This window comes from Clostridium neonatale (assembly GCF_900465025.1).
Lineage (GTDB): Bacteria > Bacillota > Clostridia > Clostridiales > Clostridiaceae > Clostridium > Clostridium neonatale.
Window position 1 is genome coordinate 685,429 of sequence record NZ_UICR01000001.1, and the last position, 13,731, is coordinate 699,159.

Below are 13,731 nucleotides of genomic sequence, written 5' to 3' on the forward strand. Positions count from 1 at the left end.
TTTTACCAAACTATAAAATTGTTTTAATTTGATAATACTATAATTAGTACATAATTAAATTGAAATAAAAACTTTTAATGGTAAAAGTGGAGGCGATATTAATGAATAAAACTGCTAAAAGAATTGTGGGAACAACAATTACGTTAACTATGTTAGTTGGGATTGGATATACATTAAATAATCCAATAAGTCCTATAAAACCAGTGGAAGCTGCAACATCAGAATCAGCTAAATATAATGGAAAGGCACCAAAGTATATATTCATGTTTATAGGAGATGGGATGAGTTTTCCACAAATTCAAGTTGCTCAATATTATAAAGGTGTAGAAAAGAATGGAGTAATTGATCCTAAAAAAGGAAATTACCCAAATCCAGTGAATTTATCTTTTATGAACTTCCCAGTTGCAGGAACTGTGACTACTTATGATTCAACATCAGTTTGTCCAGACTCAGCATCAACAGCTACATCACTTTCAACAGGTAAGAAAACATTAAGTAGTGTAATAAACATGGATGAGACAAAAACTAAATCTTATGAAACAATAACTGAAAAATTGAAAAAAGAATTGGGATATAAAATAGGTATAGTAACTTCTGTAAATATAGATCATGCAACGCCAGGCGCATATTATGCTCATGTGCCAGCAAGAAGTAATTATTATGATATGGGAGTACAGCTTGTTAATTCCAACTTTAATTATTTTGCAGGTGGAAAGTTCTTATCAGATGATTCTAAAGAAGTAAAAGAACAAGGAAAATTACCTATATCGAAATTAGCAGAAAAGAACGGATTTAAGATAGCAGATACACAAGAAGAGATAAAGAGCTTAAAATCTGGTGACAATAAAGTAATTGCCATATGTCCAGAGAATGAGATTGAGAAAGAAAGCGGAGCAATAAAGTATGATCTAGATCGCACAGGTAATGAACTTACATTAGCTGATTATACTAAGAAAGGAATCGAGCTATTAGATAATGATAAAGGATTTTTTATGATGGTTGAAGGCGGAAAGATTGACTGGGCTGGCCATGCTAATGATGCAGCATCAAGTATTAATGATACAGAAGCTCTTAGTGATGCAGTACAAGAAGCAATAAATTTCTATAATAAACATCCAAAAGAAACGTTAATTTTAGTTACAGGAGATCATGAGACGGGTGGACTTACAATAGGATTTGCAGGTACAAATTATGATACTTATTTACAAAACTTATCTAATCAAAAGATTTCATACACAGCATTTGATAGATATATGGCAAAGTACAGAGAAAATAAAACATCATTTGATGATGCAATGAAAGATGTTGAAGCGAATTTTGGACTTAAGAGAGCAGGATCATCAGGTGAATCAACAAAAGGTGGAATGGTACTAACAAGTGAAGAAGAAGCAAGAATAAAAGCAGCCTATGAAAAGAGTATGATTCAAAAAGAGGATAGAAAATTAGATGAAAATGAATATGTTATGTATGGAAGCTATGAACCATTTACTGTTACATTAACACATATTTTGAATAATAAATCGGGTGTATCATATAGCTCTTATTCACATACAGGATTACCAGTTGCTATGATGGCAAAGGGAGCAGGACAAGAGTTATTCTCAGGATATTATGATAATACAAATGTGTTTGATAAGTTAAAAGAAATAACTAAAGTAAAATAAGATATATGATTTTGAATTTAAAATAAAGAATAATAATAAGTTGCTCTAATTACGAAATATATTAAATTTTCATGTGATTAGAGCAAATTTTTATTTAATACTAATAAAGTTTGCATAAGTGAGAGGAAGATTATTTAGATGTTTAAAGATATTCATAGAAGAAACACTATTCCAATAATTATAACTTTAATAGCAATAATATTGTTAATACTATTACCTAATAAATTTCCACAGAAGATATATGAAAATACTGAGAGGGTATCAGCTAGAGTTATAAGTACTGATGAAAATTTTATTGTTAATAATGGTCTTATAAAAGTTGGAGACCAACTGTGTGAAATAGAAATACTTCAAGGAAAATTTAAAGGAAGAACCACAACAGGGACTAATAGATTATCGGGATCACTTGAACAGGATAAATTATTTAAAGCAGGAGATAAGGTTTTAGTTACTGTTGATTATACAGGTGATACTATAAGAGTAGTTACTCTTGTAGATCATTACAGGTTAAATTATGAATTATTGTTAGTAGGAATATTTGTAGTTGTTTTAGTAAGTTTTGCAGGTATTGTAGGAATAAAATCAATTTTATCATTTATATTCACTGTACTTGCTATGTGGAAAGTATTAATTCCATTATTTTTGCTTGGTTATAATCCAATAATAGTTGGAATGGTAACTACACTAATATTAATATGCGTAATAATAGGTTTAGTTTATGGCCTAGATAAAAGATCTTTAGCAGCTATTTTAGGATCGATTTCTGGTGCACTAGTAACATGTTTTATGGCATTATTTTTTGTAAGTAAATTTAAAATTCATGGTGCAGTTATGTCATTTTCTGAATCACTTTTATATTCAGGATATGAAAGTTTAAATTTAACAAAGATATTTATAGCTAGTATATTTATAGCATCTTCTGGAGCTGTCATGGATGTGGCTGTTGATATAACTTCAGCTGTATCAGAAGTAGTGGAGAAGAAGCCAGAAATAACAAAGCTTGAAGCGGTTAAATCTGGAATAAATGTTGGAAGATCTATAATGGGAACTATGATGACTACATTACTTTTAGCATATTCAGGGGGATATATAGGCCTTCTTATGGTATTTATGGCACAAGGAACACCAATAATAAATATATTAAATTTAAAATATGTTTCTTCAGAAATACTACACACTTTAATTGGGAGTTTTGGACTGATAACAGTAGCACCATTTACTGCAATAGCTAGTGGATTGTTGTTAGCTAATAGAGAAAAGAAAACGATAATATGATAGAATTAAAATAGTTATATACTAACTATTTTAATATGCAACATCTACAGAAGGAAAAGTTATATGGCTATATTTGAAGTATGTGTTGGAAATTATAAAGAAGCGGTTTTAGCTGCCAAGCGGGGGGCAGATAGAATTGAACTTTGTGATAATTTATTAGAGGACGGAACTACCCCTAGTTATGGAACAATTAAAATGACAATTGAAAAATTAAACATACCAGTTATGGTTATTATAAGGCCAAGAGGTGGAGACTTTTATTATACAGATGATGAATTAGAAATAATGAAATCTGATATAGAAATGTGCAAAAATTTAGGGGCATATGGAGTAGTAATTGGTGCGATAAAGGATAATAAAATAGATTATAGAATAATTAAAGATCTAGTAAATGTGGCTAAGCCAATGTCTATAACATTTCATATGGCATTTGATGAGATTGAAGATAAAAAATCTGCAATTCATTATTTGGTTGAGTTTGGAGGTGATAGAATATTAACTAAAGGTGGAAAAGAAAATGCTATAGAAGGGATGAAGTGTTTAAAGGAGTTAGTTGAGTATTCTAATGGAAAAATATTAATAATGCCGGGAAAAGGTATTAATAAGGAAAATAGAGATATGATTTTAGAATATACTAAAGCTATAGAGATACATGGAAGTAAAATATTATAATAAGTATTATATTAATTTATGGGAAATTGATATAATATAAATATAACAAAATTGTATATACATGATGTAATAGCAATATTTATAGATAAGGAGAGGTTTTATGAATAAGAATATTATTATTACTATAGATAGGCAATATGGTAGTGGAGGAAGAAAGATAGGAGAAAAGTTAGCAGATAAGTTAGGGTTTGCATTTTATGATAGAGCATTATTAAAGAGAGCAGCAGAAGAAAGTGGATTACATGAGGATATGTTTAAGAATGCAGAAAAAAGAGCTACAAATTTGTTTGCATTATCACTTTCAAGTTCTCCATATACTTTGTCAATTGATGATGAAATATTTATAGCACAAAGCAAGACAATTAAGAAAGTTGCAGAAGAAGGAAATTGTGTAATTGTTGGTGCATGTGCAGATTATGTTTTGAAGGATTATCCTAATTGTATAAATGTATTTATACATGCAGATATTGAAAAAAGAAAGTTAAGAGCTATAAATGAATATAATATGCCAGAGGAAAATATAGAAAAGACAATAACTAAGCTTGATAAATGTAGATCAACATATTATGTTCACTATACTGATAATAAATGGGGAAAAGCGCAGAACTATGATATAACATTAGACAGTGGAATAGGAATAGATAATGCTGTTGAACTAATAAAAATGTATGTAAATATGAAAAATAAAAAATAGATAATTAAAATAGTTTAGCTATAAAAAATAGAATAATATTATAAAATATTGTAATTATAGTATAGAGTGATGTATAATATATAGGAAAAATAAAAAATATTTTAAAATATCTTCAGGGCAGGGTGTAAATCCCTACTGGCGGTATAGCCCGCGAGCTTTAATAAAAGCAGATTCGGTGTAACTCCGAAGCCAACAGTATAGTCTGGATGAAAGAAGGTAACCTATTAGGAATTAAAAAATCATTATTTATTTAGTATGGTGAACCCTGATGAATTATATTCATTGGGGTTTTATTATTTATTGGGTATAAAAACTATAAATATATAGGAAACTAAAATTAAAAAATAATAGATTTTTTAAGCGCTTAATAAGCTACACTCAGGAGATAATTTTGGGGAGGCAAAGTACTATGGAAAAAACAAACAAGATGATTAAAATTTCTTTATTAGCGGCCATTGCAGTAATACTTATGTATATTGATCTACCAATAATTCCTGTATTTCCTTGGCTAAAAATGGACTTAAGTGATGTACCAGCACTTATTGGTGCGTTTGGATTTGGTCCAATTTCAGGTGTTATAATTGAATTATTTAAAAACATACTTTATATTTTAATAAAGGGAAGTGGAACTGGTTTTGTTGGAGAAACAGCAAACTTTCTTATAGGAAGTGCGTTAATTTTGCCAGCTGGAATTGTATATCATAGAAATAAAAGTAAAAAGAATGCAATATTGGGGATGATTGTAGGTGCTATCTCAATAGAGGTAGTAGGAATATTAGCTAATGTTTATCTCTTATTACCTGCGTATGGTATGCAAATGTCACAATCAGAATTAATCAAATATATAACAGTAGGTCTATTACCATTAAATGGAGTTAAAGCATTAGTTGTATCAGTATCTACTTATTTTTTATACAAGAGAGTTTCAGTTTCAATATTTAAAGTTAAACCGAATTTTGGATCATCAGAAAGAGAAGTATTAAAATAGTTATATGATTAAAATCATCCAAACAATAATGTTATTGCCTAAATTATATAAGTCCTAACATAAATAAAGCTTAGTGATAATTTATATTACACTAGGTTTTTTATATTTTTAGGTATAAAATTTAATTTGTTGATTTTTATATATAAGCAGAAAAATACATTATTTTTTAAAAAAATATCCCCAAAATACAAAAAACACATAGAAATATGGTATTTTAAATAGAAAAAAGAGTATTGTTTCATGTTATAAAATGGTGCTGATTATCTTATAAAGACATAAGAGAAACTTAGGGAAATAGCCTGTTTGCATTGATATGAATACATGATATAATAGCATTATGTATTTAAAAATTGATTAATTATAATGGGGATATTAATTTTAGAATTATATCTTAACTTTTCAATCATAAAACTTAACTTACAAAAATATATTTTTGTAAAAATACGAGTATTATGCAGAAAAGGAGATTTTATAAGAAACAATAAAAAGAATGAATTTGCAGAAATTTGAAAATTTCTGTAAAGGCTTAACAATTTGCAAAGGAGAAAAAAATGGATATATTTTTAATTATAGGTATTTTAGGGGGGCTTACAATTGTAATTTCAGGATTATTAATGATAGGCTCAAGTATAACTATGTTATTAAATCCTGAGGCTATTATGATAATTATTCTTGGCACTATAATGGCTGTAATGAATTCTTTCCCTAAAAAAGACTTTAAGAAAATTCCTAAAATTATAGGAGTTCTTTTCAGTGATAAGAATACACAGGATCCAGCTGAAATTGTAACACAGATTGTAGGAATGTCTCAATCAACCAGAAGAGAGGGATTGTTATCTCTTGAGAGTACCATACAAGGTCTAGACAATAAGTTTATGAAAAAAGGATTTGAAATGGTAATTGATGGATTGGATCCGGATTTGATAAGAGAAGTATTAGAAATAGAAATAGAAAGTTTGGAAGAGAGACATCGTTTGGGTGCTTCTATTTTTGCAACAGCGGGTGGCTCAGCGCCAACACTTGGAGTTTTAGGGGCAGTTATTGGATTAATTGGTGCCCTTGGAAATCTTAATGATATTGAGAAACTTGGTTCAAGTATATCCAATGCATTTATTGCAACAGTTTATGGAATTTTTACTGGATATGTAATTTGCCATCCTTTTTCTAATAGGTTAAAAAGAAAATCCTTGAAAGAAGTAGAGAATATGAATATTATTCTTGAAGGAGTGTTAGCTATTCAAGCTGGAAATAATCCAAAGAGCATTGAAAGAAAATTAGTAGGTATGTTGGAGCCGAAGCAAAGAAAAATATTTGAAGAGAATAATTAATTATAAATTATTTTAAAGGAGAACAGTGATGAGGAAGAAAAAGAAAAACCATGAAGAGCATATGGATGAAACATGGCTTCTTCCATATTCGGACATGCTAACACTTCTACTAGCTTTGTTTATTACTATGTTTGCAATGGGACAAATTGATAAAGAAAAATTTAACAATGTAGCTAAACAATTTAATGTTATTTTTTCAGGTGGTTCTGGGATTAGTGATGGTGATGGAAATTCAATTGTATCTATAGGAGGACCAGATGGATCAGATACTACAGGAATGAGTGATAGTCAAATAGAAGACACTAAAATGACTGAAATAAAGAAGAATTTAGAAGAAGAAATTGAGCAAGAGGGCTATGGAGACAGAATAAAAATTGATCTCAATGGTGAAGGATTGGAAATTGCAATACAAGATGTTGCTTTATTTGACTCAGGAGATGCTGAAGTATTAAGTGATGTATCACCGATATTATTAAAAATATCTAATATGCTTAAAGAATTAGACAATCAGATTAGAGTCGTAGGATATACTGATAATGTTCCAATAAGTAATAATAAATTCCGTTCGAATTGGGACTTAAGTGCAGCTCGTGCAATTAATGTTATGGATTTTATGGTTTCTTATGGTGGAATTAAAGAAGAGAATGTTTCAATTCAAGCTTATGGTCAATATAAGCCCAAAACTTCAAATGACACAGAAGAGGGAAAAGCTAAAAATAGAAGAGTTGAAATTTATGTGGTTCGTAATTTCCCAGTAGATGAGGAAGAAGAAGCGAAATAATAACAAAAATTACAAATAAAGCAGTATAGTTATTAAGATTAATATGAACAGGATGCAAAGTTTGGGTGCATTCTGTTTTTATTATTCCTAATAATAAAGAAAAATGTATATTGTCTAAAAATAATAAAACTATAGAAAAATTATTTAGTACTATTATTATTGAAAATTCACTTACAAAGTAGTATATAGGATAAGTATTATGTAGCAGATAATACTTATCCTATATGTCTATTAATATTATATCTTATATATCAGATATTAGGAAAAAGATATAATGCTATCGGCACATTAAAATAGCATCTTCTTTATTATCAGTATAATACCCTTTTCTTATACCATTATTTTTAAAGCCAAATTTTGAGTAAAGTTTTTGAGCAGGAATATTATTAGCACGAACTTCTAAATCAAATGATGAAGTATTATGTTGTTTTTCACATGTATTTATAAGATTTTCTAAAAGAAGAGAACCTATTTTTTGTTTTCTAAAGTCCGGATGAACTGCTACATTAGTTATATGTGATTCATCCAATACGTTCCATGTTCCAATAAAACCAACTATATTATTATTAATAACTGCAACAAGATATAAAGCAACTGGATTCTTTATTTCTTGGATATATGATTCAGTACTCCAGGGTGATGAAAAGCTAAGTATACTTATCTTAGCAACTTCAACTGCATCATTTTCATTCATAATTCTAATTTGAACATTCATTGTTTAGTTTCATCCTTTGCTCATATTCTCTTTCAGCCTGAGATTTCTTTAGATATATAGGACTAGAATTTGGATCGTCAAATTTACCATCCTTTAATAGTTTACTTCCTAGTTCACCTAAAGAAGAAGCACGAACTAAGTTTAAATGGCTAGGTGGAAAGTTACAATTAGGACAGTTTTTAATTAAATAATCTTTATATTTATCAACACCATCACCTATAAAAATTACTTTTTCATTTCTTGATTCAATTAATTCTATAAGTTCATCAAGGTCAAGAGCAGAGTAGTCAGTAAGTTTTTCTAAGCTATTATAAGAAGATTTATACAAACAAGTGTACACACTGTCTCTTAAAGCATCCATAATAGGACAGATAATTCCATCAAAAGCAGAAACACTATAAGCCAATGCATCTAAGCTTGAAATACTTACGTAAGGTTTATTACTACCAAAGCTAAGACCTTTTATAGTAGCCATTCCGATTCTAAGACCTGTAAAAGAACCAGGCCCTTTAGAAACTACATAACCATCTATATCATTAACATCTAGTTTATGAAATTTTAACAAGTCCTGAATTATTGTCATAAGTATTACAGAATGTTCTTTCTTATCATTTAAAGTTATTTCTCCAAGTAGAGTATCATCTTTAATTAAAGCAGCAGTAGCTACCTTTGAAGATGAATCAATAGCTAGTGTAATCATAATGTAAGCTCCTTTATATAATTATATTTTTCTCCATATGGAGTTATGGTTATTTTTCTATAATCCTCACCTTGACTAAGATCTTTTTCTATTAATATATGAAGAAAATCTTGTGGTAGAATTTCTTCAATATAATTTGCCCATTCAATAACAGAAACAGCATCAGAAAAAATATAGTCATCAAAACCTATGGCATAAATTTCATCTGGATCGCTTACTCTATATACATCAAAGTGATTTAACTTTAATCTTCCAGTTTCGTATTCATTTACAATAGTAAAAGTTGGACTGGTTATATTATCTTCAATACCTAGGCCTTTAGCAATTCCCTTTGTAATATGTGTTTTTCCTGTACCTAAATCTCCAGTTAAGCAAACTATATCTCCACTTTTAAGTAATTTACCTAAATTTATACCAAGTTGCGTAGTATCTTCTACGCTATTTATTTTAAATATCATGTATAAAAGCCTCCTTAATATTAATATTATTGCAGCTTATGAATTTATCATTACTTTATTTTATATCAAATCTTTATAAAAACCAAATAAATATAATTAAAAATAATAAAATATGTATACTTTAGTAGCATAATACTATATATTTATAATATAAAAATTGATATAATATAAAAATAGTAATGTTATATTTGTTAATATAAATATAATTAAAGAAAACTTTAAATATTTAATAAATTATATTTATAATTATATAAAATTAATAGAAATAATTATGTATATCGGTATAAGTTTGGGATGTGTAATTAATACTTAATGGGGGTGCAAACTTTTGAAAAAAGTCACTTTTATAATGGTTTTTATAACTATAATATTGTCATTTGGAATGACAATATTCCAAAGTCCATTACTTGCAAATACAGAGAGTAAAAAGAATGAATTTAGAGATATATATTTAAATATAATTACTGTAAATAAACCTCAAGCTGAAATGGTTAAAAGGATAATTGGAAATAAGCACAATGTTGAATATATGATAACAGATGAAAAGGATATTAAAAATTTTGAATTTGATGATGATGTAATAAAGAATGTATCTAATATGGATTTATTTATATATACTGGAACAGATTTTGAGCCATGGATATCAAATTTTATAAGTAAGTTGAAAAAAGGAAATTTGGGAATAATAAATTTATCAAGAGGAATAAGACTTCTAAATTTCGATAATAATGGAGATGTAAAAGAGAATCCTTACTATTTTGAAGGAATAGAAGAATATAAGATAGCATTATATAACATAAAAAATTCTATACAGGATAAAGATCCTAAAAATAGAGATTACTATGAAGAAAATTATAATAAATCTATAAAAGAATTTGATAAACAAATAAGTTATTATAATAAGCATATTAATGCTCTTAAAAATTATAATTTTATAATTTTAGATAATAGATTTGATTATATAGCAAAATCATTAAATTTAAGTACTATAAAACTTCAGAATAATGATATAAATGATTTAGTGAAAGAAAAGAATTTAGATCCAGAAAAAGTAGTTATAATTCAAGATGGAGATGATCTTGTAGATATAAATACAGTAATAGATATTGATTCAATGAGAACAGAAGGAACTGAGTCAAATCCAGAAGCTAAATACTATAAAACTGTAGAGCTTTGGAAATATTATGGTAATATGAGTTTTGATGATTTAATATTATATAATATTAAAGAATTATCAAATATTGTGGAATCTGATTCATCTAATAACACTGATAATGATTTAGTAGAAGAAGTTAAATAGATAATATTCTTTAGAAAACATAAAAAAATGTTGCTTTATCTCTTAAGATGTTATATAATCATTTATGTCCTAGGGGTATGGCTCAACGGTAGAGTAGTGGTCTCCAAAACCATTGGTTGTGGGTTCAAATCCTACTGCCCCTGCCAAAATTGTCGCAGTACGTTGTACTGTGGCTTTTTTTGTTTGCCAAATATGTTTGCTGAGCGGGCATACTGAAAGAGGTCTGAGTCGCCGGGAACGTTAGGAAGACAAGTCGAAGGTAAGTACATTACTTGTAATGAGAAGGTATGAAGTAAGCACTATAGAACACATGGAACATAACGCAAGTAAAACAGATATTGGATTACAGAATGGATGATATTGGTAGAAATGAAGATTTATCAGAAGCTGTGTGCGAAGCTGCATGTACGGTTTTATTTAGAAAAAAAATCTCAGAAAATTATTTCTGAGATTTTTCTTCTAAATTATATTTTTAATCATTAAATAAGAATTTATCTAATAATTTTTGGGCATATTCTGGTTCCCGTTTTTTGTCAATAATATTAATTCCAGATTGTAATACTGGGTGAGATTCATGATAAGTCTTCTTTGTTTCATCAAGATATATTATTCCTATTGGAATCCCATCATCACCAAATTCTTGGGCTTTTTCAAAGGCCTTAATTTTATCTTTTGGATTATAATTTTCATCTAATTTATAGACTCTATCTTTATACCATTTGAAAGTATTTACTTTATTAAATGAAATACATGGATCAAGTATATCTACTAATGCATAACCTTTATGATTTATCGCTTTTTTTATTATTTCTTTTAAATGTTCTTTTTCACCAGAAAAGCTTCTAGCAACAAATGTTGCTCCAGCTGCTATTGCAACAGCTAATGGGTTTAAAGGATCGGTATAAGTTCCTTCAAATTGCATAGAAGTTGTTTGTCCTCTTGCAGTTGTAGGAGATGCTTGGCCTTTTGTTAAACCATAAATTTGATTGTTATTAACAAGCTGTACTATATCTACATTTCTTCTTATATTATGCAAAAAGTGATTTCCTCCTTCACCGTAAGTATCTCCATCGCCGGAAACAACTATTACATTAAGTTTTTTATTTACTATTTTAATGGCTTGTGCTGGAGGAAGTGCTCTACCATGAAGCCCATTAAATACATTTGCTTTCAAGTAGTGGGGAGTTTTAGCTGCTTGTCCTATCCCGGATACCATAACAACTTCATCAGGAGATAAGCCAAGTTCAAATAAGGATTCTTTTATTGCTGTCAATATAGCAAAATTACCGCAACCAGGACACCAAGTATTTTCATCAGTACTATTAAAAGATTTTAATTCTATCATTTAAAAGGCCTCCTTTTTTACTTTGTCTGCAATTTCACTACCAATAATTTGGCGGCCATCATATTTTAATATGCTGTAATCCATTAAAATTCCTGTTTCTTGAGTTATTAGTTTACCAAATTGACCAGTGAAATTCTGTTCAACATTAATTATTTTTTTAGCTTTTTCTTTATATTCTTTTAATTTCTTTTGTGGAAGAGGGTAGATATCTCCAAAGCTTAATGCACCTGTTTTTATGCCACTATCATTTAATAATTTAACAGCATCCCTTAAGGCACCGTAAGTTGAACCCCAGCCAACAAGAAGTATATCAATAGAATCTGCACCAAAGTATTCGGGCTCTTGTAAATCATCCTCTATTATTGAACTGATTTTTCTAAATCTCTTTTCCATTTGAGAGATTCTTACTTCTGATTCTTCAGTGATATGACCTTCTTCAGTATGTTCATCGCTATCAATTATTACGACTTGACCTTTTACACTACCAGGAATTAATCTTGGAGAAATTCCATTCTCAGTAACTTTATATCTCTTATATACTTCATCAGAAGCAATATCTTTTTCTGATGCAACATGTCGTTCTATTTTTACTTTACTTAAGTCATACATAGGGATTGTAATGTTAGAATCGGCGGTATATTGATCTGTTAATAGAAAGACTACTGTCTGATATTTATCTGCAATATTTAATGCTTTAACAGTTTGATTAAATGCATCTTCTGCATTTCTAACACTTAGAACTATTCTAGGGAATTCACCATGTGATGCACTTAAAATAAAACTTAAATCGCTTTGTTCAGTTCTTGTTGGAAGCCCAGTAGCAGGACCGGGTCTTTGAGAATCAACTACAACTAGTGGGATTTCTGCTATGCCAGCAAGCCCTAGAGATTCAACCATTAGTGAGAAACCACCACCTGAGCTACCAGTCATTGCGCGAGCGCCAGCATACGATGCACCAATTGCAAAGTTTATGGCACTTATTTCATCTTCTGCTTGATCAACAACTATATCGACATCTTTTTGATGTTTTGATAAATAAGTCATTATACTTGTGGCTGGTGTCATAGGATAAGCTGAATAAAAATCCAAACCTCCAGCGATGGCACCAAGAGCAATTGCGTTATTACCATTTATTAAGATATGATTACTTAAATCTTTGCCTTTCAATTCATATTTTGAATTTATTAAATCATATCCAAGATGTATTGCTTCAATATTTTTACTTCTTATTGGTTCTTTTAATTTTTTGCTGAATAAATCATCAACACTACCGTTTAAAGAGAAATATTTTAGTACTGCTCCAGCAGCTACAGAAGTAAATCCACGTGATATTCCAAGATTTGTGGCAGTTTTAATTAATGGTAGTTTAATAGTCCTCGGATCTGATATATTAATAGATTCATCTAAAATAAGTGATCCATCTTCTTTTAAGTTATTTATATGAAGATGTGTTGTATTCTCATCCAGAGCTAATATCAAATCTAGCTCATTCGCATGAGAATAAATGGGATCTGTTCCAAACCTTATTTGAGTATAATTGTGACCACCTCTAACTCTTGACATGTAATCTTTGTTAGAAAATACATAAAACCCTTTTTTCTTTAGCGACTTTTCTAGAAAGTCACTAATGGTATCCATGCCTTGACCAGCACTACCACCTATTAAAATATTATAATTCAATTTTTTCGCCTCATTTCATCAGTGTATATTTATTATTAAAAATATATACTATATTGATATTATATTTATTATTGTTTAATTATTATTTAGGTTAAATATACATCTGGTAACAATAAATATCAAATGATAAT

The 13,731-nt window shown here is 28.9% G+C and carries 13 protein-coding genes, 1 tRNA gene and 1 riboswitch; of the genes, 9 read left to right on the plus strand and 5 right to left on the minus strand.

The window, feature by feature from the left end; genetic code table 11:
• The first annotated feature begins 101 nt into the window (after positions 1-101).
• The 7 genes from CNEONATNEC86_RS03175 (at position 102) to CNEONATNEC86_RS03205 (ending at position 7,402) form a co-directional block, all read left to right on the plus strand.
• On the plus strand, positions 102-1,664 hold the full coding sequence (locus CNEONATNEC86_RS03175; protein ID WP_159135510.1) for an alkaline phosphatase: 1,563 nt from the start codon (positions 102-104) through the stop codon (positions 1,662-1,664).
• Between the two features lie 138 nt (positions 1,665-1,802).
• Positions 1,803-2,939 (plus strand): YibE/F family protein, encoded by a 1,137-nt coding sequence (locus tag CNEONATNEC86_RS03180; protein WP_125149471.1) that lies wholly within the window; start codon positions 1,803-1,805, stop codon positions 2,937-2,939.
• 63 nt (positions 2,940-3,002) lie between these two features.
• The gene (locus CNEONATNEC86_RS03185; RefSeq protein WP_159135511.1) at positions 3,003-3,611 is read left to right on the plus strand and encodes a copper homeostasis protein CutC; all 609 of its coding nucleotides are present in this window, start codon (positions 3,003-3,005) and stop codon (positions 3,609-3,611) included.
• A 100-nt stretch (positions 3,612-3,711) separates the two neighbouring features.
• Entirely contained in the window at positions 3,712-4,305 is a 594-nt protein-coding gene (locus CNEONATNEC86_RS03190) for a cytidylate kinase-like family protein (protein ID WP_125149469.1), read from the plus strand.
• A 104-nt stretch (positions 4,306-4,409) separates the two neighbouring features.
• A riboswitch (FMN riboswitch) is annotated at positions 4,410-4,527 on the plus strand.
• A gap of 187 nt (positions 4,528-4,714) precedes the next feature.
• Complete coding sequence (locus CNEONATNEC86_RS03195; RefSeq protein ID WP_125149468.1) at positions 4,715-5,293, plus strand: ECF transporter S component; 579 nt, start codon at positions 4,715-4,717, stop codon at positions 5,291-5,293.
• A gap of 551 nt (positions 5,294-5,844) precedes the next feature.
• Positions 5,845-6,621, plus strand: coding sequence for a flagellar motor stator protein MotA (motA, locus tag CNEONATNEC86_RS03200; protein ID WP_058293793.1), 777 nt, complete (start codon positions 5,845-5,847; stop codon positions 6,619-6,621).
• 28 nt (positions 6,622-6,649) lie between these two features.
• Positions 6,650-7,402 carry a flagellar motor protein MotB gene (locus CNEONATNEC86_RS03205; RefSeq protein WP_058293794.1) on the plus strand — a complete coding sequence of 251 codons (753 nt, stop codon included), beginning with the start codon at positions 6,650-6,652 and terminating at the stop codon, positions 7,400-7,402.
• Positions 7,403-7,679: 277 nt separating this feature from the next.
• Here the strand turns inward: CNEONATNEC86_RS03205 and rimI are convergent, their stop codons facing one another.
• Genes rimI through tsaE form a run of 3 tightly spaced genes read right to left on the minus strand, consistent with a single transcriptional unit; the run spans position 7,680 to position 9,275 of the window.
• On the minus strand, positions 7,680-8,117 hold the full coding sequence (gene rimI / locus CNEONATNEC86_RS03210; protein ID WP_058293795.1) for a ribosomal protein S18-alanine N-acetyltransferase: 438 nt from the start codon (positions 8,115-8,117) through the stop codon (positions 7,680-7,682).
• Positions 8,101-8,817: a tRNA (adenosine(37)-N6)-threonylcarbamoyltransferase complex dimerization subunit type 1 TsaB gene (gene tsaB, locus CNEONATNEC86_RS03215; protein ID WP_058293796.1), complete on the minus strand. Its 717-nt coding sequence runs from the start codon at positions 8,815-8,817 to the stop codon at positions 8,101-8,103. Before tsaB ends, rimI begins: the two co-directional genes overlap by 17 nt.
• Positions 8,814-9,275 carry a tRNA (adenosine(37)-N6)-threonylcarbamoyltransferase complex ATPase subunit type 1 TsaE gene (gene tsaE, locus CNEONATNEC86_RS03220; RefSeq protein WP_058293797.1) on the minus strand — a complete coding sequence of 154 codons (462 nt, stop codon included), beginning with the start codon at positions 9,273-9,275 and terminating at the stop codon, positions 8,814-8,816. Before tsaE ends, tsaB begins: the two co-directional genes overlap by 4 nt.
• A 328-nt stretch (positions 9,276-9,603) precedes the next feature.
• Here tsaE and CNEONATNEC86_RS03225 point away from each other — a divergent pair, with 328 nt between their 5' ends.
• Complete coding sequence (locus CNEONATNEC86_RS03225; RefSeq protein ID WP_159135512.1) at positions 9,604-10,575, plus strand: metal ABC transporter substrate-binding protein; 972 nt, start codon at positions 9,604-9,606, stop codon at positions 10,573-10,575.
• Positions 10,576-10,646: 71 nt separating this feature from the next.
• Positions 10,647-10,721, plus strand: a tRNA-Trp gene (locus CNEONATNEC86_RS03230).
• A 326-nt stretch (positions 10,722-11,047) separates the two neighbouring features.
• On the opposite strand, the gene CNEONATNEC86_RS03235 is transcribed toward CNEONATNEC86_RS03230, so the two are convergent.
• Both CNEONATNEC86_RS03235 and CNEONATNEC86_RS03240 read right to left on the minus strand, forming a co-directional pair.
• Positions 11,048-11,920, minus strand: coding sequence for a thiamine pyrophosphate-dependent enzyme (locus CNEONATNEC86_RS03235; protein ID WP_125149465.1), 873 nt, complete (start codon positions 11,918-11,920; stop codon positions 11,048-11,050).
• On the minus strand, positions 11,921-13,600 hold the full coding sequence (locus CNEONATNEC86_RS03240; protein ID WP_159135513.1) for a 2-oxoacid:acceptor oxidoreductase subunit alpha: 1,680 nt from the start codon (positions 13,598-13,600) through the stop codon (positions 11,921-11,923).
• Positions 13,601-13,731 lie beyond the last annotated feature (131 nt).